The organism is Exiguobacterium sp. SH0S7, assembly GCF_004337195.1.
GTDB classification, from domain to species: domain Bacteria; phylum Bacillota; class Bacilli; order Exiguobacteriales; family Exiguobacteriaceae; genus Exiguobacterium; species Exiguobacterium aurantiacum_A.
Genome location: NZ_SJVA01000001.1, coordinates 192,803 through 214,522, shown reverse-complemented (window position 1 = coordinate 214,522; position 21,720 = coordinate 192,803). Strand labels below are relative to the sequence as shown.

Here is a 21,720-nt window from a genome sequence, read left to right as displayed (position 1 = left end):
CCTCCGTTTGTCATTAGGCTAAAAACTCATCGAGCGTCGCGATCAACATGCCGATCTCAGGCTTCGTGATTTGTGCGTTCGCCCCGACGGCGTCACCTTTATGTTTCAAGTCGTTTGAGATGAGTGACGAGAAAATTACGATCGGTAACGTCGCGTAGCGGTCCATTTCGCGTAGCCGTCTCGTCAAATGTAACCCGTCCATTTGTGGCATCTCGATGTCGGTGATGAGCAGATCGCACTCGACACCATCTTGCTCGAACGCATCAAGCGCTTCTTTCCCGTTGTTGAAGATTGTCGTGTTGAAGTAGCCTGCCTCATCGAGCGTGTCGATGATCAAGGTGCGGAGCATCTCCGAATCTTCTGCGATCCACACTTGTTTGTTCGAGCGTTCCCTTGCACCGAGTCGTTTGACGGATTCACGAGCCATGATGTCTTTTCGTGACAACTCGAGAGCGATGCGCTCATAGTCGAGAAGAATGATCATTTGGTCTCCTGTTTTGACGACGCCGTTCGTGATGCCTTGGACACCGCGGGCGAGATCTGACGGTGTATCGATCTGTTCCCATGAGATGCGCTTGATCTCTGTCACTTGGTCGACTCGGAGCACCGATTTCTCACCGTTAAACTCACAGACGATCAAGCGATCCCCGTCTCCGGCTTCACGAGGATGGCCGATGACCATCGGGAGATCGATGACCGTCATGACTTCACCGCGTAGTTCGATCAACCCCATGATCGCCTCAGGCGTTCCAGGTAACGGGGTGAGTGGAAGCATCGTGATGATCTCGCGAACCTTCATGACGTTAATCCCGAAAATAAACGGGCCTGACTGGAAAATGACGATTTCTAACTCGTTCGTACCTGCTTCAAGTAAAATATTATGATCCATGCTCAATGGTGGTCCCTCCTATATCGCGTTCTCTCTTCCTCTCTATCGGTCAAATCGATCAAAGTCTTCAGTTGAAAAGTGTCAAAGTCAGGTCAAAAATCACGAAAAGTCATGGAGTAACCGTTTACATTACATAAACTGAATCTTTATAGTTGTTCAACGGAATTGATTTTGCATACAATGAGGGTGGCAACGAGATATCACAGCTTACTCAGGAGGCAGATAGAGATTATGAGTATGAACACATATCCATATTTAATTAACGGGCAATGGCAAGAATCAACAACAAATGAGACGATCGAACTCGTTTCACCTTATACAGAAGAAATCGTCGGACACGTCCAAGCGATGTCGCGCGACGAAGTCGACGAGGCGATTCACGGTGCTAAACGTGCACAACAAGAGTGGGCGGCGCTTCCGGTCAACAAGCGCGCCGAGCTGTTGTACGCATGGGCGGACAAACTCGAAGAACGCGTCGATGAGATCGGTCAAATCATCATGCGCGAAGTCGGGAAGAACTTGAGCGACGCGAAGAAAGAAGTCGTCCGCACAGCTGAGATTATTCGTTATACGGCTGAGGAAGGACTTCGTTTCACAGGTGGATTCATGCAAGGTGATTCGTTCCCGGGCGGATCAAAGAATAAAATGGCGATCATCAAAAAAGAGGCACTCGGTGTCGTTCTCGCGATCTCACCATTCAACTATCCGGTCAACTTAGCCGCTGCTAAAATCGCCCCGGCCCTTATTACTGGGAACGCGGTCGTCTTCAAACCGGCGACACAAGGTGCGATCAGTGGTGTCAAAATGGTCGAGGCACTGCAAGACGCCGGTCTTCCGAGCGGATTGTTGAACCTCGTGACGGGTCGCGGTTCGGTCATCGGCGACTACTTGACGTCGCACCCAGGTGTCGACATGATCACATTCACAGGCGGTACAGGAACCGGTCAACATTTGTCACAACAGGCATCGATGGTCCCGGTCGTCTTAGAGCTCGGCGGCAAAGACCCGGCGCTCGTCTTAGAAGACGCGGACATGACGCTTGCGGCGGATCAAATCGTCAGCGGTGCATTCTCTTACTCGGGTCAGCGTTGCACGGCGATCAAACGCGTCTTCGTGCTCGAAGATCAAGCGGACGAACTCGTCGCCATGTTGAAACAGCGTGTCGAGAAGCTCACGGTTGGTTCGCCAGTTGACAACAGCTTCATCGTCCCGCTCATCGACAAAAAGTCGGCTGACTACGTTCAAGGCTTGATTGACGACGCCGTCAACAAGCATGCGACGGTCGTCCACGGTAACGAACGTGACGGCAACCTGCTCCACCCGACGCTGCTCGACCATGTCACGCGTGAGATGCGTGTCGCTTGGGAAGAGCCGTTCGGACCAGTTCTTCCGATCATTCGTGTCAGTTCGCTCGACGAGATGATCGAACTGACGAACGAGTCAGAGTTCGGTCTTCAAGCGAGCGTGTTCACACAAAACGTGAACAGTGCGTTCACGGTCGCCGACAAGCTCGAAGTCGGCACGGTCCAAGTCAACGGACGGACGGAACGCGGTCCTGACCACTTCCCGTTCATCGGTGTGAAACAATCAGGTCTAGGTGTCCAAGGGATTGGACGCAGTCTTGAAACGATGACACGCGATAAAGTGACCGTCATTAACTTATAAACGATTGGAGGGGAGAAATCCCCTCCTTTTTTTGTGCCATTGAAATCCCTTCTTTCTGACAGGTATAATGAATGAAGATAGGTGGAAGGGGTTGTGTGGACGTGGCGAACTGGATTTCAAGCCAACTGGCAAGACTCGATATTCCGACACCGTTTGAGGTCGGTAACGTGAACGTATACATCGTAGAGCATGGGGGCCGGTTTTTCATGGTCGACTGTGGCCCGGATACGGAAGAGGCATGGGCGTCCTTGAACGGCGAATTGGCTGAACTCGAACTGACGCTAGCGGATATCGATTTTCTATTTTTAACGCACCATCATGCCGACCATGCCGGTCAAGCTTGGCGGCTGCGGGACGCCTCGATTCCAGTCTACGGTCACGAGAAGCTCGTTCGTTATTTGGAACAGACACCGAACTTTATTAAAAAAGGCAATCACTTCTTATATGAACTGGCTCATTGGTTCGGGGCACCGGAGTCGATCATCAACAAGTTACCCGACTACCGGGAGGCGCTACGTTGGATCGGTCCGACGACCGTCACGATGACGTTCGAAGAGGGACAAGACGTGACGAGCGACGGGGCATGGAAGACGATTCATCTGCCGGGACACGCGAGCGATCAACTCGGACTTCTCGGACCGGGCGGCGTCTTGATTGCCGGTGATCATTTGATCGATGCGGTCGAACCGAACCCGTTGATCGAACAGCCGTATGAGGACGAAGGGTTTGCGTCACCGGTCTTACTATATCTCGACTCGCTTAGAAAGTTACAGGAGCTTGATATTAAGCTCGTCGTGAGCGGACATGGCAATCCGATTCAGCATCCGCGTTTACTCATCGAATCAAGGATCAGTCAACGCTATGAACGGAGCGAGCAGCTGCTGAACGACTGGGCCGACGGCTTGAGTGTGTTCGATTGGTCGATGCGGCTGTACGGGCGGAAGATGCGCCGGGCGATGCCGCTTGTCTTCAGCGAAGTGTTCGCGCGGTTGACATTGCTCGAGGAGCGCGGTCATGTCGTCAAGCAGTTAGCCGATGGCAAATGGATTTATGTGAGAGTGGAGGAAGCAATGGAATGAGACATATTGTGATCACGGGTGCGTCGAGCGGCTTTGGTGCCGCTTTGGCGCATTCTTTTTCGGCAGCGGGCTATAAGCTGACGTTAATTGCCAGAAACGAGACGCGCCTTCGAGAGCTCGGGACGAAACTATCTGCAGACTGGATGGTCACGGATGTTTTGACAAGTTATGAGACGCTCGTCGACGATGTCGTACAGAAATATGGACCAATCGACGGTTGGGTCAACAACGCCGGCGTCGGTGAGTTTGACCGGGTCGTTGATCAAACGACGGACGTCATCGAAGAGACGATGCGCTTGAACGCGATCGCGCCGATGGTGATGTCGCGTGACTGTGGGCGCCGGATGAAGCGAGGCGGGACGATCATAAACGTTTGCTCGCAAGCTGCCAAAGTGCCGACCCCGAAGTCGGCCGTGTACGCCGGATCGAAAGCGGCGTTGCTCCAGTTTTCAAACGCGCTCCGGCTCGAGCTGAAGCCGGCAGGTGTCCATGTACTGACAGTCAATCCTGGTCCAATCAACACGCCGTTCTTTGATCGGGCTGATAAGACGGGTCGCTATGAACAGAGTGTGCGTCGTATCATGCTCGACCCAGATCAGTTGGCACAGCGGGTCGTCTCAGCGTTTGAACAGTCGAAACGTGAAGTCAACGCCCCGTGGTGGATGGACTTAGGCGGAAAACTGTACGCAATGTGCCCGATTTGGTTCGAACGGTTGGCAAAACGGGGATTTGACAAAAAGTAGTAGAGAGAGGGGAAGTACGATGCGACGAATACGACAATTTGGGCTGCTGTTTGCGCTTGTTTTCCTCAGCGCCTGTGGGACGATGGGAGCAGACTTGGCCCCGACGTTTGACGAGGCGGTTCAAGAGGCTGAGCAAACGACGGTCAACTTTTACTTGTGGGGTGGGGACGACGGCATCAACCGTTACATCGATGACTACGTCGCACCGCGCCTGAAAGAAACATACGATATCGAGTTGAATCGCGTCCCGATGGACACGGCCGAATTTATTCGCCAACTATCACTCGATAAACGTTCGAACCGAGAGGCGGGCACGATCGACCTCATGTGGATCAATGGCGATAATTTTAGAAACGCGGCCGAGGCGGAGCTTCTACAAGGCGACCTGCTCGATAAAATCCCGAACGCAGCACTTTTGAACGAGACCGCGCAAGCGACCGACGCCGGGACGCCGACCGACGGACTCGAGGTGGCGTGGGGTAACGTTCAGTTCGTGCTGCACTATGATGCCGACAAAGTGACGAATCCTCCGGCGACGTTCGAAGAATTACATCGTTGGACCGAAGCAAATCCGGGTCGTTTCACGTATCCTGAAGTGACAGACTTCACCGGTAACGCGTTCGTCCGCCATCTGCTCTATGCCGAGTACGGGGAAACGATCCGGAGCGATCAAACGATCCCGGATGCATTTTGGGATGAACTCGCGACGTGGTCACCGAATCTGTGGAAACAAGGGGCGACTTATCCGAAGTCGCTCGCCCAACTCGATCAACTTTATGCGAAAGGTGACGTGTGGATGACGATGGGATTCAATGAGCGTCGTGCTGAGGCCGAGCGAAACGACGGCGTGTTTCCAGACGAGACGCGTGCACTCGTCCTCGACCATTCAATCGCCTCGACGCATTTTCTCGCGGTCCCGTTCAACGCAAGCAATCCGAACGGTGCCCTCGTCGTAATCAATGAATTGTTGTCACCGGAAGCTCAACTCGCCAAACAAGATGCGACGTATTGGGGAGACGGGACGTCGCTCGATTTGACGAAGCTTGAACGAGCGGACCGGGAAGCCTTCCTCAAGCTGGACACGGGCGTCACGTATCCAGACCCTGAACAACTTGCCGAACGTTCGATTGCCGACTTCGGACCGAGCGTGATCGATCAAGTTCGTGAGGGATGGTCCCGTGTCGCGAGGTAGCGTCGGCTTGAGCGTCATCGTCTTGTTGCTACCGCTCGCCGGTCTGGCGTTTCTAGCCGGTGAGACCGCTTCATTCGAATGGACGTCACTTTGGCGCGATGCGGCGTGGCGGGCGAGTTTAGCCGTCACGCTTTACGTGACGCTCGTCTCGACGACGATTTCGCTACTCATCGGGACGTGGTTGGCACGAACGGTCCGGATTCGAGAGGCGGTTTGGCTTTCAGCGCTGCTCAAATTGCCGATGTTCGTGCCGCATGTCGCAGGTGCGTATTTATTTTTGTTGTTGTTCTCGGGCGGTTTTCCGTTTTACGGGCTTGTGGAAGCGAACGAGCGCCATCACTTTGTCGTCATATTGACGTATGTGTGGAAAGAAGTGCCGTTCGTCTTTTTGATGATGCTCGGCACATACGGGCAACTGAATCGCGGCTATCTCGATATGGCGAAGACGCTCCAACTCACACGGTTCGAGCAGTTCAAAGTCGCGGAGTGGCCGTTTTTACTGAAGCCGCTCTTGGACTCGTTTTGGATTTTAGTGGCGTTCATCTCGTTCGCTTACGAGGTACCGGCCCTGCTCGGGGTCACATTCCCGGAGCTGCTCGGGGTGCTCGCATACGAACGGCTGACGACAGGGTTGTTTTTAAACGCGAATGAATCCTACGCGGTCGCACTCGTTTGGACACTATTGATCTCAGTCGGGGCTTTTGTATCGTATCTCGTTACGGCCAAACGAAGACGCCGGATTGAAAAAGGGGTGAGGCGATGAGTCGGGTCCTGATCATCAGTTTCATCTTGTTCCCGTTTCTCGGCTTACTCTTCGGTTTGCCTTCTCCGATCCGATTGGATGAAGTGCTCATGAACACGGTGTTCTACGTCATCAGTTTGGCCGTCATCAATGTCTGGCTCGGTCTTGGGACAGCGTGGTGGCTGATTTTTACAGAGTCGAGGTGGCGGACACTCGTCGAATGGCTCGTCTTTATCCCGTTGTTCATTCCGGTCATGGCGAGTATGTTCGGTATGTACATCGTGCTCGCGAACGTCGGGCTCGTCGGGACGTATGCCGGTGTCTTGCTCGTCTTGCTCGTCTCGACGCTCCCGTACTCGATCCGGCTCGCCTACAATGCGATGTATGTGATCGGACGCCCGCTCCTTGAGCAGACGATGACACTGCCGCCGCTGCCTCGATTTAGCATGGTGCTGTTTCCTTTGTTGGCGGCGACGATGCGGACGATTGTCTTGTTCTCGACGGTCATCGTTCTCGGTCAGTTCGTGCTCGTGCAATTGATCGGTGCAGGGCTCATCCCGACCGTCACGACACAACTGTATCAATCGTATGCGGGAAATGACGTTTCATTGGCACTACAAAACACGTGGGTCCTCATCTTGTTGCCGGTCTTGTTGTATATCGGTCTCGGAGGATTGTTTCGCGTATCGGTACGAATTATGAAGGAGCGGTTAAGATGAGTTTAGTCGTTACGGGAATACAAAAAAACTTTAAACAACGCGACGTGTTGAACGGGGTCGACCTGATCGTTGACAAGAAAGAGATCCATGCGCTTGTCGGGGTGAGCGGGTCCGGGAAGTCGACGTTGCTACGGATTATCGCTGGACTTGAGACGGCAGACACGGGGACGGTGACGTGGGACGGAGAGCCGCTCCTCGGGACGCCTCCTCACAAGCGGCGCATCACGATGCTGTCACAATCACCGCTTCTGTTCCCGCATCTGTCGGTCGGGGAGAACGTGACGCTCGCGACTCAAAATCGGTCCCGGGAGCAGGCAGAGGCGTGGCTTGACCGCGTCCGCCTTCCGGGCCGATATGACGATGACATCCACGAACTTTCCGGAGGCGAGCAACAGCGTGTCAGTTTTGCCCGTGCCCTTGCGGCCGAGCCGCGGCTCATTTTATTAGATGAGCCGTTCACGAATCTCGATCCGGATTTGAAGTACGAGTTGCAGCGGCTGATCCGGGACCTCGTCCAACAACTCGAGTTGACGGCGTTGCTCGTGACCCACGATCGGGAAGAAGCGATGCTCGTCGCCGATCGGGTGACGTTGCTCGAGGACGGCTTAGTCCTAGCGACGGGGACGCCAGGCGAACTATACGAGACTGAGCCGGCGTTTGGAGACTTTATCGAGCTTTCGGGTTCGTCTTATCCGGCGACGATGATGGAAGTGACGGAAGAAGCAGGCGAACCTGTCGTACTCGTCCGACAGTTGAATCGCTTCGGCAATCAGCTAGGCGAGTATCGCCTCGCGACGGGTACGTACATCATTCTCCCCCGGGATGAAGCGTTTCAGGTCGGGGAGACCTACTATTTGCGGAAGAAAAAAGGAGTGGTTTGATGCTAGACACGTACGGAAGCCGTTGGGTTCGTCCCATCGTTGAACGAGGGGCCGATCGGCTTCTAAAATGGAATTTCACACCGAATGAAGTGACAATCCTTGGAGGCGTCATTGGGATCTCGGTCGGGTTCTTTATTTATAATGACATGCTTTGGACAGCGGTCGCCCTGCTTTGGTTGTCGGGTCTTCTCGATGTCATTGACGGGACGATGGCGCGCCGCTCTCGGAAGACGGGGTTTGGCACAGTGCTCGACCTCGTCTTCGATCGCATCGTCGAGATCTCGGTCGTCGTCGCGCTGGCGCTTCGTTACCCTGAGCACATGCCGGTCTTTCTCTTCTTGCTCGGATCCTTCGTCGTTGCGATGACGCTGTTTCTCGCCGTCGGAGCCAGCAGTTCAAAACGTTCTGAGAAATCATTTTATTATCAACCGGGCCTCCTTGAACGGACGGAGTGCTTCATCTTGTTCACGCTCATGATTTTGTTCCCGTCGTGGATCGGGGTCGTCGCGACGCTGTTCCTCATCCTCGAAGTGTTCACGATCAGCCAACGCCTGTTGGAAGCACGGCGGATTTTACGATGAAGCCGCGGCTCGTCCTAGTCGGGCTCGGTCACGGACAACTTGAAATTTTAGCGCGGATCGAACAGTTGCGAGAACGGTACGAGGTCGGTTATGTCGGACTTGACGAAACGATTTATACCGGGGCGTTCCCCCAAGTGATCGCAAATGAGATGGCTTCGGCAGTCGTCAACTTGCGGCCGGACGTCACACCGGTCGCGAGCAGACTCGTCTCGCTCGACCCGGTCAAGCGAATCATCGAGACCGATCAAGGTATGATCGCTTACGATCATCTCGTGCTCGCGACAGGTGCGAAGAGCCGAGGGATCGGAACGGGATTGAAACCGATGACGGACGTAGCGATCGAACACATTCAAGCGAGCCGTGCGGTCACGATCGTCGGAGGGGGCAAAGCTGGTGTCGAGCTCGCTTTCGCTTGCGTGAGGTCGAAGCAACACGTCACGCTCTATGCGAAGCAGATTTTGCCCGACTTGCCGAAACGGGTCGGTCGTCACATTGCCCGTCGTCTCGTTGCAAGCGGGGTGACGCTGATCGCGCAACAGTATGAGGGTGGGGACGCACCAGACGGTCTTGTCCTTGACGCGACTGGAGTCGTGCCGGTCGAGTGGTGGCACCGCTCAGGCCTTGCCGAGGAAGGGTCGTTTATTCCGACCGACGCTTATTTGCGTCACACGACGTATCAAGATATTTACATCACCGGGGACATGGCAATGGGCTTGAACGGAGGCGTCGATGCGGTCCGATCGGGCCGTCACGTCGCGTCAGCGCTCCTCGGTGACGAAAAGCCATACAAACAGCGGACATCACTCAATATTTTATTGACGACCCCGGGACACGCCTTACTCACGTTTGGGCGCTTGACGTGGCACGGCCGGTGTTCGTATTGGATCAAGCGCCAAATCGACAGGCGCTACATGCAGAAATTCACGCACTAAAAAAGACGACCGCGGTCGTCTTTTGATTAGGCGTTCAACGTGTCGAGGAACGACCGAATTTGCATTTCCGTCTTCGCATGCGCCGAATGAAGGTGTTCTTGTTTGACGCCTTCTTTATAGAAGAGCAGTGACGGGATGCCACGGACTTCCTGCGTGTCAGACAGTTCAGGCAGTTCGTCGCGATCGACGACGTACCAGTTGAATTGCGGGTAGTCTTTGACGAGTTCGTCGACGTACATGTCGAGGCGGCGGCAGTCCGGGCACCACGACGTCGTGAAGATGACCATTCCTTTATCTTGAATGGCAGTTTGGAATTGTTGTTCAGATTGTATTGGTTTCATGATTGATCACTCCTTTATCTCATTGTCTGTGTCTTCGGTGCGCCCGTCAACCGATTGACATTCTCGGACTTACAAGAGATTGTGCTACACTTAAAAAAACTGAACTGCAAGGGAATGGTGATGGTTATGGCGTTACGTCATGCACTACTCGGGTTGTTGACCCATCAGCCTGCGACCGGCTACGCCTTGAACGCGACGTTCAAAGCGCAAATGATTCACTTTTGGCACGCCCATCATACACAGATTTATCGGGAGCTGTTAAAGATGGAAGACGAGCACCTCGTTTCGTCAGAGCATGTGACCCAACATGATCTTCCCGATAAGAAGATCTATTCGATCACAGCGACGGGACGTCAAGAGTTGATTGACTGGCTCAGACAACCGACGTCGTTTCAGCCGAAGATGAAAGATGAGAACCTGCTGCGCGTCAGCCTGCTGCAACTGCTCCCGCTCGACGAGGCGATCCGTTACGTCGAGGAGACGAAAACGCATCATGAACAAGTCGCACATCAAATTCGTGCGTTCCAAGCAGCCCATCAATCGGAAGCGGACACGCTCGGGTACTTATTGACGAGTGAATATGCGATCCGCATGATGGAAAACTATGCCGATTGGGCCGATTGGGCGATCGAACAAATGAAACAGCGCGATAAACATACGACCTGACGTTCAGGTCGTATGTTTTGTATACGGATGAATCGGTAGACGAGCCAGTAGTTTATCGAGTGCACGCTCATTGATGTCGTCATGATACGCGTCAATCGTCTGCTGCAACTGCTCAACAGAAGAAGCGCCAGGCAAGACGACGGCACACGTCCGTTTCGCGGCAGCGAGCGCATACGCTTGAATCGGGTGTGGCAACGTCGACAGGAGGTTGCGTAACTCGGGTTCGCTCCACGACTCGAAGCCCTTAGCGCTCAAGCGCTCGGACCATGCATCGGTCAACAGCCCTTTAGCGAGCGGTCCTCGACCGACGAGCGGAACGTCTTGCCCGAGTGATTCGATGCGGCGGTCGAGCAGTGAGTACGGTGTCATCAAGACATCGAGCTCCCCGTGCTCAAGCCAGTAGCGGATCACGTTCGGGCGAATCGAGGAGAGCCCGATTTGGCGGATGACCCCGGCCTGTTTTTGTCGGCGCATGAAATCGATCGTCGCGTCAAGGTCGTCTTCCATCGTTCCACCATGTACGTAATATAAGTCTAAGTAATCCGTCTGTAGTCGTTCGAGAGAACCGTGAAGCGCCTGTTCTAAATAGGAAGGGGCTGGGTTCCAGCGCATTCCGTCCTCGGTCCATTCATTCCCGCCTTTGCTCGTCAAAAACAAGTCGTCCCGCCGACCGGCGAACGTCTCACCGACGAGCCGTTCGACGTCGTGACGGTCATAGACGTCAGCCGTGTCAAAATGACGGATCCCTGACGTGTAAGCCGCCTCGAGAATCCGTCGGCCCTCATCGTCACCTTGTTTTAAAATCGACATCGTTCCTAGTCCGAGTTCTGCCATCGATAATTCCTCCTTGTTCCGTCGATTGATTTGACTCATAATTACAGTATATAAGAAAACGTGAGGAGTACATAACCATGGAAGAGAAAACGATTGAACGGGAAGTCATCTATCAAGGGAAGATTTTCGATGTCGAGAAGCATGTCGTCGCGCTCCCGAACGGAGGAACGTCGGTCCGAGAGCTTGTGTATCATAATGGGGCCGTCGCGATATTGTTGATCGATGAGGACGACAAAATTGTTCTCGTCGAGCAATACCGGAAAGCGTTCGAATCGATGTCACTCGAGATTCCGGCCGGGAAACTTGAAATCGGAGAAGAGCCGCTCGCGAGTGCGAAGCGTGAACTCGAGGAAGAGACCGGTTATAAAGCCGAGTCGCTTGAAAAGATGTTCTCGTTTTACGGGGCACCTGGATTTTGTAGTGAGCGCGTTGACGTGTTCGTCGCCAAAGGTTTGACGGCGGGAGCGATGAACCTAGACGAGGACGAATTTTTACAAGTCGAACGTTATACGTTCGAAGAAGCGGGCGAACTTTTAGCGAGTGGCCGGATCACCGATGCCAAGACGATTATGGCGATTCAATGGTGGCAATTATCTAAATTGAAATAATTCTAATCTGTAGTAGGTTGTGATAGACTTACATAGTAATGATTTTAATTTGAAAAATCGACGGAACTTCGGTATGCTTTGAATAGTGAATTATGTAAAGAGGGGGCGCCTTATGGAAACGCGAATTGAACGGATCAAACAGCAATTGAGCGCCAAAGGATATAAATTGACACCGCAACGAGAATCAACGGTCCGTATCTTGCTTGAGAATGAGACAGACCATCTAAGTGCAGAGAACGTGTTCATGCTCGTCAAGAGCATCGCACCCGAAATCGGTCTCGCGACCGTGTACCGGACACTCGAACTGTTGACCGAGCTCGGCGTCGTCGACAAAGTCAACTTCGGTGACGGTGTCGCCCGGTTCGACCTCAGACCAGAAGGGGCGAACCATTCGCACCATCACCTCGTCTGTGTCGAGTGCGGATCAGTCGAAGAGATCATGGAAGACCTGCTCGTCGACGTCGAGAAGAAAGTCGAGAGCAAGTATGAATTTTTAATCAAAGACCATCGTTTGACGTTCCATGGCATCTGTAAAGTGTGCCAAGCGAAAGGCGTCACGCTCGAAGGGCATAAAGCCGTCATTAACGGTTGACGAAACAAGGGAGGACAAGCCGAGCGGCTTGTCCTCCCTTATGTTCATCGTGCCGTCAAATCGTCAGTTCGATTTTGTTTCGTTCTGGATCGTGGACGACGCTCTCATAATAGCCGTCCCCGGTCAGACGCGGTCCATCGACGAGTTCATAGCCATCAGCCTGCAAGCGCGCCGTCAATTCGTCGACGGCCTCGGCGCTGCCTAATGCGAAGGCGACATGCGCCCAGCCGAGTGTCGGCATCGCTTCGCCTTGGATGTCCGACCGCGACATCAGCTCGAGGCGGCACGCTGATTCCGGAAACGTTAAAAAATACGATGCGAACTGTTTGTGCCGGTTCGTATATTTGTCGTTGGCGCTAGCACCAAAGTATGTCTCGTAAAAGCGACGCATCCGTTCGAGGTCATGGACCCATACGGCAACGTGTTCGATGTTCATCGTCATCACTCCTTTTCAACTACGTTCATCTTACCAGTGATACAGCGGGATTGTCAGTCGATTTCCTGGAGAAAACGGGCGTGAAATCGATGACAAAAAACTGTCAAAAAAACTTACAAAAAAATGAGGTCAGACGTCTTCACAACGGTTTACATAAGTGATATGATGTAAGCGTATTCAGGTGTAGCGAGGAAGGAGGGGGATGTCATGCGTTCGCAAGTCGAGTCGTTTTTACAATATATGACGGTTGAAAAAAGAATGTCCACCAACACGAGACAAGCCTATGCGAGCGATTTGACCCAGTACTTATCGACACTAACCCAACTTGGGGTGACCGAGTGGAATGAAGTCACGCGCTCACATATCGTCAAGCATTTAGAGGAACTGTCGCAAGCGGGTCGGGCCGCCTCGTCACTGCGACGAGCCGTCAGTTCGATTCGTACGTTTCATCATCATCTGAAGATGAGCGGCGGCGCCTCGACCGATCCGGCACTTTACTTAGAGACGCCGAAAGCGGAGCGGCATCTGCCGGACACGTGGTCGCAAGACGAAGTCGAGCGCTTGCTCGATAGCGTCCCGACGAACGATCCGCTCGCACTTCGGGATCGTGCCATGCTCGAACTGCTCTACGGGACAGGCATGCGCGTCAGCGAACTTCTCGGTCTTGATTTGGATGATTTACAGTTTGAACTGGGGTATTTACAGTGTGAAGGCAAAGGCGAGAGCGCCCGAATCATTCCGGTGTCGTCGGTCGCCCAAAATTTTGTCGAACGCTATATCCAGCAAGCGCGAAACGGCCTCGGTGGTCGGGAGACCGAAGCGTTGTTCTTGAACGGACGTGGCGGTCGGCTTAGCCGCCAAGGGTTTTGGAAAATCATCAAGCGACGGGCGAAAGACGCCGGCATCCCAAAAGAGATCACACCGCACGTGTTGCGTCACTCGTTCGCGACGCACTTGCTCGAGAATGGTGCCGATCTGCGCGCCATCCAGCAAATGCTCGGCCATGCCGATCTCTCCACCACTCAAATCTACACACATGTCAACAAGGCGCGGCTCCACGATGTGTACCGTAAGCATCACCCGCGGGCTTAGACGCTTAAAGGAGGAACTTTTGTGAAGAAATTTAAACGTATATTCTTAGTCGTCATGGACTCAGTCGGGATCGGGGAAGCCCCAGATGCCGACCAGTTCGGAGACGTCGGTTCAGACACGTTAGGTCACATCGCTCGTGAGCATGGCGGCTTGAACATGCCGAACATGGGCAAGCTCGGGTTAGCGAACATTAAACCGATCGAAGGCATCGAACCGTCAAGCGCGCCGAGCGCGTTCGGGCGGATGGAAGAAATTTCGGCCGGGAAAGATACGATGACTGGTCATTGGGAGATCATGGGTCTCCACATCGATACGCCGTTCCGTGTGTTCGAGGAATTCCCGGACGATTTAATCAACCGGCTCAAAGAGTTCAGTGGACGCGACATCATCGGCAACAAGCCGGCGTCAGGAACAGAAATTTTAGACGAGCTCGGTGAAGAGCATGTCACGACAGGCGCGTTGATCGTCTATACGTCGGCCGACTCGGTGCTACAAATCGCGGCCCACGAAGAAGTCGTCCCGCTCGAAGAACTGTACCGCATCTGTGAATATGCGCGCGACATCACGCGTGAAGATCCGTACATGCTCGGACGGATCATTGCCCGGCCGTTCCTCGGAACGCCTGGGGCTTGGGTCCGGACGTCAAACCGTCACGACTATGCGCTCAAACCGTTCGGCAAGACGGTCATGAACACGCTCGAAACAGCTGGCAAAGACGTGATTGCTCTCGGGAAGATCAGTGATATCTATGACGGAGAAGGCGTGACGAAAGCGGTCCGTACGAAGTCAAACATGGACGGGATGGACAAACTCGTCGCTTCGCTTGATGAGGAGTTCGAAGGGCTCTGCTTCTTGAACCTCGTCGACTTTGACGCATTGTTCGGCCATCGCCGGGATCCGGAAGGATATGCGGTCGCGCTCGAAGAGTATGACGCCCGTCTTCCTGAAGTGTTTGCTCGCTTGCGTGAAGATGACTTGCTGATCATCACGGCCGACCACGGTAACGATCCGACGGCACCAGGGACGGACCATACGCGGGAATATGTCCCGCTCATCGTTCATCACCACGGTTCGACTGCGGTCGACCTCGGCGTTCGCGCTACGTTCGCCGATATCGGCGCCACGGTGGCGGATAACTTTGATGTTGACGCACCAGCAATCGGAAACAGTTTCTTAAACGAAATTTGAGGAGGCACTACACATGGTAAATTGGAACGAAACAAAAGCATTTTTACAGGAACGCATGAACGGAACACCAGAAATCGGACTCATTCTCGGATCAGGTCTTGGCGTGCTCGCCGACGAGATTGAAAATCCGGTCGCGATTCCTTACGAAGATATTCCGCACTTCCCGGTCTCGACAGTCGAAGGTCATGCCGGACAGCTCGTCTTTGGTGACCTTGAAGGGAAACGTGTCGTTGCGATGCAAGGACGGTTCCATTTCTATGAAGGATATTCGATGGAACAAGTCACGTTCCCAGTCCGTGTCCTCAAATTGATCGGTGTCGAGACGCTCATCGTCACGAACGCCGCTGGTGCTTGCAACGAGGCGTTCAACCCGGGTGACTTGATGGTCATCACAGATCATATCAATTTCTTCGGCACGAGCCCGCTCATCGGCAAGAACGCGAGCGACTTCGGGACACGCTTCCCGGATATGTCAGAGGCGTACGACAAACAACTCGTCGCGTTGACAGAGCGGGTCGCGTCAGACCTCGGTCTCAAGATTCAAAAAGGCGTCTACTTCGGTAACACCGGTCCGACATATGAGACACCGGCCGAAGTCAAGATGGCCCGTCTGCTCGGCGGCGACGTCGTCGGCATGTCGACCGTACCGGAAGTCATCGTGGCTCGTCACTCAGACATGCGTGTCCTCGGAATTTCGTGCGTCTCGAACATGGCCGCAGGTATCCTTGACCAACCGCTCAACCATGAAGAAGTCATCGAGACGACAGAGCGCGTCCGTCAAGACTTCCTTTCACTCGTACGTGGCACGATTAAAAGCATGTAACTAAAACAATTCTAGGAGGACGAAACTTATGCGTATGGTCGACTTGATTTTGAAAAAACGTAACGGTGGAGAATTAAACGAACAGGAGATCCGTTACGTCGTGGAAGGCTTCACGAATGAGACGATTCCAGACTATCAAATGTCTGCTTTGTCGATGGCGATTTATTTCAATGGCATGACCGAGAAAGAGACGGCAGCGTTGACGATGGAAATGGTCAAGTCAGGTGACGTCATCGACCTTTCTAAAATTGAAGGGAAAAAAGTCGATAAGCACTCAACGGGTGGCGTAGGTGACAAGATCAGTTTGATCGTCGCCCCACTCGTCGCCTCGATCGGTATCCCGGTCGCTAAAATGAGCGGGCGCGGGCTCGGTCATACAGGTGGGACGATCGACAAGCTCGAATCATTCCCAGGGTTCAACGTCGAGTTGACAGAAGCTCAGTTCACGAAGCAAGTGAACGACATCAAGATGTCGATCATCGGGCAGACGGGCAACTTGACGCCGGCCGACAAACGTCTTTACGCGCTCCGCGACGTGACGGCGACGGTCGAGTCGATCCCGCTCATCGCGAGCTCGATCATGTCGAAGAAGATCGCGGCCGGTGCCGACAGCATCGTCCTTGACGTCAAGACAGGGTCTGGTGCGTTCATGAAGTCGTTCGACGACGCGAAAGCACTCGCTGAAGAGATGGTCGCCATCGGGAAGAACGTCGGTCGCAAGACGATCGCCGTCATCACCGATATGGACCAACCGCTCGGCTTTGAGATCGGGAACGCGAACGAAGTGAAAGAGGCGATTGAAGTATTGTCTGGGAAAGACGTCAAAGACTTGAAAACGATCGCACTCACGATTGCCGGTCATATGGCCGTCCTCGGTGAATTTTATAAGACGTTTGACGAAGCATACGCCGACCTTGAACGCCGGATGGCCGACGGTCACGCGCTTGAAGTATTCCGTCAGTTCGTCGCGGCACAAGGTGGGGACGCCTCACTCGTCGATGATGTGACTAAATTCCCGCAAGCGCAATTTGAGACGACGTTCGTCGCGAAGACAGCCGGTTACGTCGAATCGATCATCGCGGACGAGGTCGGTGTCGCAGCGATGCTCCTCGGAGCGGGACGGGCAACGAAGGACGACTTGATCGACTTCGCGGCCGGTATCACGCTCGAGAAGAAAGTCGGCGACAAAGTCGAGGCGGGTGACGTTATCGCGGTCCTTCGTTCAAACATCGAAGACATGTCTTCGGCACTTGAACGCATGGATCATGCTTACACGATCGGCGCCACTCAACCAGAGGCACGTCCGCTCGTCCACGCGGTCATCCAGTAAGTCAGAACGTCTGTTTCCACAAAACAGTGGAGGCAGACGTCTTTTTTTGATAAGATGGGTAATGTGAGTGATTATTGACTATATGAACATAAAGGGGTATTTCCATATGAAAAAAGGATCAATGAAATTAGAGAACGGTGAAATGATTGAATTTGATTTATTCCATGACGCAGCACCGATCACGGTCGACAACTTCGAAGAGCTCGCGAACCGCGGCTTCTACGACGGATTGACGTTCCACCGTGTCATCCCAGGCTTCGTCAGTCAAGGCGGATGCCCGGACGGAACAGGTATGGGCGGTTCAGGTAAAACGATCCCTTGCGAGACGTCGACTTCGTTCCCGTACAAACATGAAGCCGGCTCGCTTTCGATGGCACACGCTGGGCGCAACACGGGCTCATCACAGTTCTTTATCGTCCATGCGCCACAACCGCACCTTGATGGGGTTCATACTGTGTTCGGTAAAGTGACGTCAGGCCTTGAACACGCGGTCAAACTTCGCCAAGGCACGAAGATGGCTGAAGTCAAAGTTTGGGATGAGAATTGATTTCTGCCTAAACGTTATGGCACAATGAGCCATGTCTCTCACGTGTTCACTTCGTGAAACATGTCTGACTAAAGGTGGTGAGACCAGCCATGCTGGTGAAGTATAAACAATCGCACGAGAAGACGGCGATGGGGCTGCTCGCATTTTCATGTAGCGACAAGTCTCCGCTCGCCCTTCTCGAACTCGTACGGTCTTACGAGGAAGATGCTTCGAAGTTCCTCTACTTGTGGAAAGTCGAAGAAGACTTCGTCGGAATCATCGGGATGGAACAGCTTGAGACGACGATGTGCATCCATCATATCGCCTTGTCGCCTTCGTTCCGTGGCGAAAAACGTTCATATGAACTGCTCGATGAGACGCGGAACTTGTTACCGCTCGATTTGACGCTTGTCGGTCACGGGAAGACGAGTGACTTGCTCGATAAATGGAATCAAGTCTCGATATAAAAAGCTAGGCTCAGCGCCTAGCTTTTTGTCGTTGTTCTAGCGCGAGCAGACGCTCTTTAACGACGGGCGTCCGGTCACGGTGGATATGTTTATGGACGAGCTCGTCGAAAGTCAGGGAGGTCGGTTCGAACGTGGATTTCAACCGGTCGATTTGTCGGCGTGTCGGCTCGTCTAGCGGGAGTGTGTCCGAGAGCGGCCAACGTTCCAAGTCGCGTGTGAACGCCTCCATGTCGATGCCGAGCGGTTCAAGAGAGCTTTTGGCCAAAGGAAGCTTTTGCTTCAATGCAGCGATGCTCTTGACGGCCCCGGCCGTATTGCCCCGGCGGAAGTGGTAGTGGGCGACGGCGTACTGGATCAAGACGGCATAGCCGAGATGTTCACGGTTCCCATCCTGCCACGCCTCTTCGAGCACCTCGTGGCACTCGAAATAATCGGCATGACACTCAAACAGCAATGTATACTGATAAAAAGGGGTAAGCATCAATTTTCTCCTTTCGTGGTCACTGTACTACAAAACATGTTATACTAAAGCGCAAAAATGTTAAATGGCAGGTGTCTCTATGGAAGCGTATAACGTCAAAATCGATACGTTCGAAGGCCCGCTCGACTTGTTGCTCCACTTGATCGGCAAGATGGAGCTCGATATCGCCGACATCTCTGTTTCGGAAGTCACGGACCAGTATGTCGCCTTTATCCGGACGATGCAAAAGTTTGAGCTCGATGTGGCCAGTGAATATTTGGTCATGGCGGCGACGTTGCTCCAATTAAAGAGCAAACAACTGTTGCCACCGGTCCCGATCGAGGACGATGAGATTCCGGATTTCGGCGAAGAGCCGACTCGGGAAGGGTTGATTCGACAGTTGATTGAATACAAAGCTTATAAAGAAGCGGTCGTCTTCATGCGCGAGCAAGAAGAGCAACGGCTCGAACTATATAGCCGTCCCGGCGAAGATTTGACGCGGTACATGTCTGAACTGGTCCAACCTTACGATGGACCGCTCAACTTTTCAGATTTGTTGCACGCCTATTCAAAGATGGTCGAGCGGAAGCGTTGGAAAGAACGGCGTAAAAAGACGATCAAGCGGGAAGAGCGAACGCTCGAACAGCAGATGACCCGGTTGCATGAACATGTGTCGGCGAACCGGAACACGTCGTTCTTTGCATTCTTCGAAGAACGGCCGGACGTGTCCGACCTCGTCGTCACGTTCATGGCGCTGCTTGAGTTGATTAAGTTACGAGTCGTCACGACAAAGCAAGTCGACCGAGATATTCACATTTCGTTTGTCGAAGCGTCAAAGGAAAGGGATGAAGCCGTTGTTGTCTTATGAAACGATCATTGAAAGCCTATTGTTTGTCGTCGGAGAAGAGGGCATGGAAGTCCGGGCGCTAGCAGATACGCTCGATATTTCTGAGGCCGCTGCCCGCGAACAATTGAATAAGCTAGGAGCGTCGTTCACGGATTCGGGGCGTCCGTTTCAATTGATCGAATCGGGCGGCGTGTACAAGCTTGTGACGATCCCGGACGTGTCCGAGTACATTCAACGGTATGTCGGGACGATGGCCGAACAGGCGCTGTCTCGTGCGGCCATGGAGACGCTCGTCATCATCGCCTACAAGCAGCCGGTCACACGGGCCGATATCGAGGAAGTCCGCGGTGTCAAAGTCGAACGCGTCATTCATACGTTGTTGTCAAAAGGGCTGATTGAATCAGCCGGCCGGGCGAAGACGATCGGGCGCGCGAAACTGTACCGGACGACCGAGCATTTCCTTGACCATTTCGGATTCAATTCACTCGAGGAGTTGCCACCATTAACGTTTGTTGACGAGTTGGCAGACGAAGGCGATCTGTTCTTCGGCCAGCCAACTTCGATTACGGAAGATAGATTGGAGAATGATTAAATGGAACGTTTACAAAAAGTGATTGCCCAAGCGGGTATCGCCTCACGGCGCAAAGCCGAAGAAATGATTTTAGACGGACGGGTTCGCATTAACGGCAAAGTCGTTCGTGAACTCGGGACGAAAGTCGGACCGAAGTCGGAGATTGAAGTCGACGGCGTCAAAATCGAACAGGAAGAACACGTCTACTACGTGCTCTACAAACCGAGCGGCTACGTGTCGACGGTCGACGATGATAAAGGACGCAAAGTCGTTACCGATCTAGTCCCACCAGGGTCACGTGTCTTCCCGGTCGGTCGTCTCGATTACAATACGACGGGACTCATCATCTTGACGAACGACGGAGAATTCTCGAACATGATGACTCATCCGAAGTTCAAAATCCCGAAACGTTACGTCGCGAAAGTGAAAAACATCCCTTCGTATATCGCCATCAAGCAGCTCGAGTCAGGCTTAGAGCTCGATGACGGTTATAAGACGGGCAGCGCGAAAGTCAGAATGAAGACAGTCGACCATAAGAAGAACTCGGCGATTCTCGAAATCGTCATTTCGGAAGGGCACAACCGTCAGATTCGACGCATGCTCGAAGCAGTCGGTTCGGAAGTCATCAAACTGAAACGCGAACAGTTCGGTTTCTTGACGCTCGACGGACTCACGACAGGCGACTGGCGCGAGTTGTCACGCAAGGAAGTGAGCAAGCTCCGTGAGCTCGCGAACCCGGTCGTGCCAAATGAACCACGAGGCAAGAAAAAGAAAAAATAACAAGTTAAAAATCGTCCTTACACAGGATGATTTTTTCTTTTGTGGAGATTCTGTGACAAAAAGATGAAAAAAGTCTGTTAATGTGCGTTATCGTTGTTTTTTCAGTACAATAGCAACTGAAGGATGGTGTGAAATCATGACGAAAGAGACGAAACAAGGCGATCGGATGAATCAAGCGATGGCCCATAAGAAAAAGCGGTCATTTTGGCGACTCATGATTATGACGATGGTGCTGTTTGCCGGTGCGGTCGTCATCATGCAATTGATCGAGCAGGCCGGGAACGATGGCCGGGTCGAGGCCGGAGACGACGCGCCGAACTTTAAACTTGTCAGTCTTGACGGTGCGACGATGGTCGAGCGCGAAACGTATGATGGGAAAGGGATGCTGTTAAATTTCTGGGGTACGTTCTGTGAACCGTGCGAGAAAGAGATGCCGGTCGTACAAGACAACTATGCCACGCTTCAAAATATGGGCGTGGATTTTTGGGCCGTGAACGTCGGTGAGACGCCGCTGCGGGTCGACAACTTTATCAATGACCTCGGCGTCGAACTCGACTATCCGATCTTGATGGATACACGTAGCGAAGTCGAGAAGGCGTACGGCATTTATAACTTACCGGTGACGTTCGTCATCGATGCCGACGGAAAAGTCATTGAAAAGTATGAAGGCGAACTCACGAAAGAGAAACTGTTAGAGTTAGCCGAGAAGTCATTGTAAGCGAACGGGGGGCGCACA

The 21,720-nt window shown here is 53.2% G+C and carries 27 protein-coding genes; 22 read left to right on the top strand and 5 right to left on the bottom strand.

All coding sequences use genetic code 11. The features are described from left to right. Nucleotides 1-13 precede the first annotated feature (13 nt). A complete protein-coding gene (locus EVJ22_RS01145) occupies nucleotides 14-889 on the bottom strand; it encodes a chemotaxis protein CheV (RefSeq protein WP_084812901.1) in 876 nt (291 codons plus the stop codon). 228 nt (nucleotides 890-1,117) lie between these two features. Here EVJ22_RS01145 and EVJ22_RS01140 point away from each other — a divergent pair, with 228 nt between their 5' ends. The 9 genes from EVJ22_RS01140 (at nucleotide 1,118) to EVJ22_RS01100 (ending at nucleotide 9,423) form a co-directional block, all read left to right on the top strand. After that, on the top strand, nucleotides 1,118-2,554 hold the full coding sequence (locus EVJ22_RS01140; protein ID WP_071397684.1) for an NADP-dependent glyceraldehyde-3-phosphate dehydrogenase: 1,437 nt from the start codon (nucleotides 1,118-1,120) through the stop codon (nucleotides 2,552-2,554). A 101-nt stretch (nucleotides 2,555-2,655) separates the two neighbouring features. After that, entirely contained in the window at nucleotides 2,656-3,633 is a 978-nt protein-coding gene (locus EVJ22_RS01135) for an MBL fold metallo-hydrolase (protein ID WP_233589552.1), read from the top strand. After that, a complete protein-coding gene (locus EVJ22_RS01130) occupies nucleotides 3,630-4,376 on the top strand; it encodes an SDR family NAD(P)-dependent oxidoreductase (protein ID WP_071397674.1) in 747 nt (248 codons plus the stop codon). Before EVJ22_RS01135 ends, EVJ22_RS01130 begins: the two co-directional genes overlap by 4 nt. A gap of 19 nt (nucleotides 4,377-4,395) precedes the next feature. Continuing rightward, entirely contained in the window at nucleotides 4,396-5,568 is a 1,173-nt protein-coding gene (locus EVJ22_RS01125; protein WP_071397673.1) for an ABC transporter substrate-binding protein, read from the top strand. Continuing rightward, the gene (locus tag EVJ22_RS01120; RefSeq protein ID WP_070327101.1) at nucleotides 5,555-6,331 is read left to right on the top strand and encodes an ABC transporter permease; all 777 of its coding nucleotides are present in this window, start codon (nucleotides 5,555-5,557) and stop codon (nucleotides 6,329-6,331) included. Before EVJ22_RS01125 ends, EVJ22_RS01120 begins: the two co-directional genes overlap by 14 nt. Further along, nucleotides 6,328-7,029, top strand: a complete 702-nt coding sequence (locus EVJ22_RS01115; protein WP_071397672.1) for an ABC transporter permease family protein — start codon at nucleotides 6,328-6,330, stop codon at nucleotides 7,027-7,029. The genes EVJ22_RS01120 and EVJ22_RS01115 overlap by 4 nt, the downstream gene beginning before the upstream one ends. Then, nucleotides 7,026-7,910 carry an ABC transporter ATP-binding protein gene (locus EVJ22_RS01110; RefSeq protein ID WP_131442921.1) on the top strand — a complete coding sequence of 295 codons (885 nt, stop codon included), beginning with the start codon at nucleotides 7,026-7,028 and terminating at the stop codon, nucleotides 7,908-7,910. Before EVJ22_RS01115 ends, EVJ22_RS01110 begins: the two co-directional genes overlap by 4 nt. Next, complete coding sequence (locus EVJ22_RS01105; protein ID WP_071397670.1) at nucleotides 7,910-8,491, top strand: CDP-alcohol phosphatidyltransferase family protein; 582 nt, start codon at nucleotides 7,910-7,912, stop codon at nucleotides 8,489-8,491. The genes EVJ22_RS01110 and EVJ22_RS01105 overlap by 1 nt, the downstream gene beginning before the upstream one ends. After that, the gene (locus tag EVJ22_RS01100; RefSeq protein WP_131442920.1) at nucleotides 8,488-9,423 is read left to right on the top strand and encodes an NAD(P)/FAD-dependent oxidoreductase; all 936 of its coding nucleotides are present in this window, start codon (nucleotides 8,488-8,490) and stop codon (nucleotides 9,421-9,423) included. The genes EVJ22_RS01105 and EVJ22_RS01100 overlap by 4 nt, the downstream gene beginning before the upstream one ends. Before the next feature lie 26 nt (nucleotides 9,424-9,449). On the opposite strand, the gene EVJ22_RS01095 is transcribed toward EVJ22_RS01100, so the two are convergent. Then, entirely contained in the window at nucleotides 9,450-9,764 is a 315-nt protein-coding gene (locus EVJ22_RS01095) for a thioredoxin family protein (protein ID WP_071397668.1), read from the bottom strand. A 126-nt stretch (nucleotides 9,765-9,890) separates the two neighbouring features. Between EVJ22_RS01095 and EVJ22_RS01090 the strand changes: the two genes are divergently transcribed. Then, on the top strand, nucleotides 9,891-10,430 hold the full coding sequence (locus EVJ22_RS01090; protein WP_071397683.1) for a PadR family transcriptional regulator: 540 nt from the start codon (nucleotides 9,891-9,893) through the stop codon (nucleotides 10,428-10,430). Between the two features lie 3 nt (nucleotides 10,431-10,433). Here the strand turns inward: EVJ22_RS01090 and EVJ22_RS01085 are convergent, their stop codons facing one another. After that, the gene (locus EVJ22_RS01085; RefSeq protein WP_233589551.1) at nucleotides 10,434-11,264 is read right to left on the bottom strand and encodes an aldo/keto reductase; all 831 of its coding nucleotides are present in this window, start codon (nucleotides 11,262-11,264) and stop codon (nucleotides 10,434-10,436) included. 77 nt (nucleotides 11,265-11,341) lie between these two features. Between EVJ22_RS01085 and EVJ22_RS01080 the strand changes: the two genes are divergently transcribed. Together EVJ22_RS01080 and fur are read left to right on the top strand one after the other, a co-directional pair. Beyond that, nucleotides 11,342-11,872 (top strand): NUDIX domain-containing protein, encoded by a 531-nt coding sequence (locus tag EVJ22_RS01080; protein ID WP_071397666.1) that lies wholly within the window; start codon nucleotides 11,342-11,344, stop codon nucleotides 11,870-11,872. A 112-nt stretch (nucleotides 11,873-11,984) separates the two neighbouring features. After that, nucleotides 11,985-12,464, top strand: coding sequence for a ferric iron uptake transcriptional regulator (fur, locus tag EVJ22_RS01075; RefSeq protein ID WP_016509373.1), 480 nt, complete (start codon nucleotides 11,985-11,987; stop codon nucleotides 12,462-12,464). A gap of 55 nt (nucleotides 12,465-12,519) precedes the next feature. On the opposite strand, the gene EVJ22_RS01070 is transcribed toward fur, so the two are convergent. Continuing rightward, nucleotides 12,520-12,900, bottom strand: a complete 381-nt coding sequence (locus tag EVJ22_RS01070) for a VOC family protein (protein ID WP_071397665.1) — start codon at nucleotides 12,898-12,900, stop codon at nucleotides 12,520-12,522. Between the two features lie 207 nt (nucleotides 12,901-13,107). Here EVJ22_RS01070 and xerD point away from each other — a divergent pair, with 207 nt between their 5' ends. The 6 genes from xerD (at nucleotide 13,108) to EVJ22_RS01040 (ending at nucleotide 18,326) form a co-directional block, all read left to right on the top strand. After that, nucleotides 13,108-13,992 (top strand): site-specific tyrosine recombinase XerD, encoded by an 885-nt coding sequence (gene xerD, locus EVJ22_RS01065; protein ID WP_016509359.1) that lies wholly within the window; start codon nucleotides 13,108-13,110, stop codon nucleotides 13,990-13,992. A 21-nt stretch (nucleotides 13,993-14,013) separates the two neighbouring features. Beyond that, the gene (gene deoB / locus EVJ22_RS01060) at nucleotides 14,014-15,180 is read left to right on the top strand and encodes a phosphopentomutase (protein ID WP_071397664.1); all 1,167 of its coding nucleotides are present in this window, start codon (nucleotides 14,014-14,016) and stop codon (nucleotides 15,178-15,180) included. Nucleotides 15,181-15,193: 13 nt separating this feature from the next. Beyond that, nucleotides 15,194-16,003: a purine-nucleoside phosphorylase gene (locus EVJ22_RS01055; RefSeq protein ID WP_016509380.1), complete on the top strand. Its 810-nt coding sequence runs from the start codon at nucleotides 15,194-15,196 to the stop codon at nucleotides 16,001-16,003. Nucleotides 16,004-16,031: 28 nt separating this feature from the next. Further along, the gene (locus EVJ22_RS01050) at nucleotides 16,032-17,333 is read left to right on the top strand and encodes a pyrimidine-nucleoside phosphorylase (RefSeq protein ID WP_071397663.1); all 1,302 of its coding nucleotides are present in this window, start codon (nucleotides 16,032-16,034) and stop codon (nucleotides 17,331-17,333) included. A 106-nt stretch (nucleotides 17,334-17,439) separates the two neighbouring features. After that, nucleotides 17,440-17,880 carry a peptidylprolyl isomerase gene (locus EVJ22_RS01045; protein ID WP_035386247.1) on the top strand — a complete coding sequence of 147 codons (441 nt, stop codon included), beginning with the start codon at nucleotides 17,440-17,442 and terminating at the stop codon, nucleotides 17,878-17,880. Nucleotides 17,881-17,969: 89 nt separating this feature from the next. Continuing rightward, nucleotides 17,970-18,326, top strand: coding sequence for a GCN5 family acetyltransferase (locus EVJ22_RS01040; RefSeq protein WP_070327113.1), 357 nt, complete (start codon nucleotides 17,970-17,972; stop codon nucleotides 18,324-18,326). 10 nt (nucleotides 18,327-18,336) lie between these two features. On the opposite strand, the gene EVJ22_RS01035 is transcribed toward EVJ22_RS01040, so the two are convergent. Then, a complete protein-coding gene (locus tag EVJ22_RS01035; protein WP_131442918.1) occupies nucleotides 18,337-18,807 on the bottom strand; it encodes a DUF309 domain-containing protein in 471 nt (156 codons plus the stop codon). Nucleotides 18,808-18,886: 79 nt separating this feature from the next. Here EVJ22_RS01035 and EVJ22_RS01030 point away from each other — a divergent pair, with 79 nt between their 5' ends. The 4 genes from EVJ22_RS01030 to EVJ22_RS01015 all read left to right on the top strand — a co-directional run bounded on the left by EVJ22_RS01030 (nucleotide 18,887) and on the right by EVJ22_RS01015 (nucleotide 21,702). Beyond that, entirely contained in the window at nucleotides 18,887-19,654 is a 768-nt protein-coding gene (locus tag EVJ22_RS01030) for a segregation and condensation protein A (protein WP_070327115.1), read from the top strand. Then, nucleotides 19,644-20,225, top strand: a complete 582-nt coding sequence (gene scpB / locus EVJ22_RS01025) for an SMC-Scp complex subunit ScpB (protein ID WP_071397682.1) — start codon at nucleotides 19,644-19,646, stop codon at nucleotides 20,223-20,225. Before EVJ22_RS01030 ends, scpB begins: the two co-directional genes overlap by 11 nt. Continuing rightward, complete coding sequence (locus EVJ22_RS01020) at nucleotides 20,226-20,984, top strand: pseudouridine synthase (RefSeq protein ID WP_071397662.1); 759 nt, start codon at nucleotides 20,226-20,228, stop codon at nucleotides 20,982-20,984. It begins immediately after the preceding gene. Nucleotides 20,985-21,120: 136 nt separating this feature from the next. Continuing rightward, the gene (locus tag EVJ22_RS01015) at nucleotides 21,121-21,702 is read left to right on the top strand and encodes a redoxin domain-containing protein (protein WP_071397661.1); all 582 of its coding nucleotides are present in this window, start codon (nucleotides 21,121-21,123) and stop codon (nucleotides 21,700-21,702) included. The last annotated feature ends 18 nt before the right edge of the window (nucleotides 21,703-21,720 follow it).

Bases quoted from the DNA above. Each gene is read 5' to 3' on its own strand.
- xerD (WP_016509359.1), top strand. From the start codon at position 13,108: ATGCGTTCGCAAGTCGAGTCGTTTTTACAATATATGACGGTTGAAAAA.
- EVJ22_RS01125 (WP_071397673.1), top strand. From the start codon at position 4,396: ATGCGACGAATACGACAATTTGGGCTGCTGTTTGCGCTTGTTTTCCTC.
- EVJ22_RS01080 (WP_071397666.1), top strand. From the start codon at position 11,342: ATGGAAGAGAAAACGATTGAACGGGAAGTCATCTATCAAGGGAAGATT.
- EVJ22_RS01015 (WP_071397661.1), top strand. From the start codon at position 21,121: ATGACGAAAGAGACGAAACAAGGCGATCGGATGAATCAAGCGATGGCC.
- EVJ22_RS01130 (WP_071397674.1), top strand. From the start codon at position 3,630: ATGAGACATATTGTGATCACGGGTGCGTCGAGCGGCTTTGGTGCCGCT.
- EVJ22_RS01020 (WP_071397662.1), top strand. From the start codon at position 20,226: ATGGAACGTTTACAAAAAGTGATTGCCCAAGCGGGTATCGCCTCACGG.
- EVJ22_RS01145 (WP_084812901.1), bottom strand. From the start codon at position 889: ATGGATCATAATATTTTACTTGAAGCAGGTACGAACGAGTTAGAAATC.
- EVJ22_RS01030 (WP_070327115.1), top strand. From the start codon at position 18,887: ATGGAAGCGTATAACGTCAAAATCGATACGTTCGAAGGCCCGCTCGAC.
- EVJ22_RS01040 (WP_070327113.1), top strand. From the start codon at position 17,970: ATGCTGGTGAAGTATAAACAATCGCACGAGAAGACGGCGATGGGGCTG.
- EVJ22_RS01045 (WP_035386247.1), top strand. From the start codon at position 17,440: ATGAAAAAAGGATCAATGAAATTAGAGAACGGTGAAATGATTGAATTT.
- EVJ22_RS01050 (WP_071397663.1), top strand. From the start codon at position 16,032: ATGCGTATGGTCGACTTGATTTTGAAAAAACGTAACGGTGGAGAATTA.
- EVJ22_RS01055 (WP_016509380.1), top strand. From the start codon at position 15,194: ATGGTAAATTGGAACGAAACAAAAGCATTTTTACAGGAACGCATGAAC.
- EVJ22_RS01110 (WP_131442921.1), top strand. From the start codon at position 7,026: ATGAGTTTAGTCGTTACGGGAATACAAAAAAACTTTAAACAACGCGAC.
- EVJ22_RS01115 (WP_071397672.1), top strand. From the start codon at position 6,328: ATGAGTCGGGTCCTGATCATCAGTTTCATCTTGTTCCCGTTTCTCGGC.
- EVJ22_RS01105 (WP_071397670.1), top strand. From the start codon at position 7,910: ATGCTAGACACGTACGGAAGCCGTTGGGTTCGTCCCATCGTTGAACGA.
- EVJ22_RS01100 (WP_131442920.1), top strand. From the start codon at position 8,488: ATGAAGCCGCGGCTCGTCCTAGTCGGGCTCGGTCACGGACAACTTGAA.
- EVJ22_RS01035 (WP_131442918.1), bottom strand. From the start codon at position 18,807: ATGCTTACCCCTTTTTATCAGTATACATTGCTGTTTGAGTGTCATGCC.
- EVJ22_RS01070 (WP_071397665.1), bottom strand. From the start codon at position 12,900: ATGAACATCGAACACGTTGCCGTATGGGTCCATGACCTCGAACGGATG.
- EVJ22_RS01090 (WP_071397683.1), top strand. From the start codon at position 9,891: ATGGCGTTACGTCATGCACTACTCGGGTTGTTGACCCATCAGCCTGCG.
- fur (WP_016509373.1), top strand. From the start codon at position 11,985: ATGGAAACGCGAATTGAACGGATCAAACAGCAATTGAGCGCCAAAGGA.
- EVJ22_RS01095 (WP_071397668.1), bottom strand. From the start codon at position 9,764: ATGAAACCAATACAATCTGAACAACAATTCCAAACTGCCATTCAAGAT.
- EVJ22_RS01085 (WP_233589551.1), bottom strand. From the start codon at position 11,264: ATGGCAGAACTCGGACTAGGAACGATGTCGATTTTAAAACAAGGTGAC.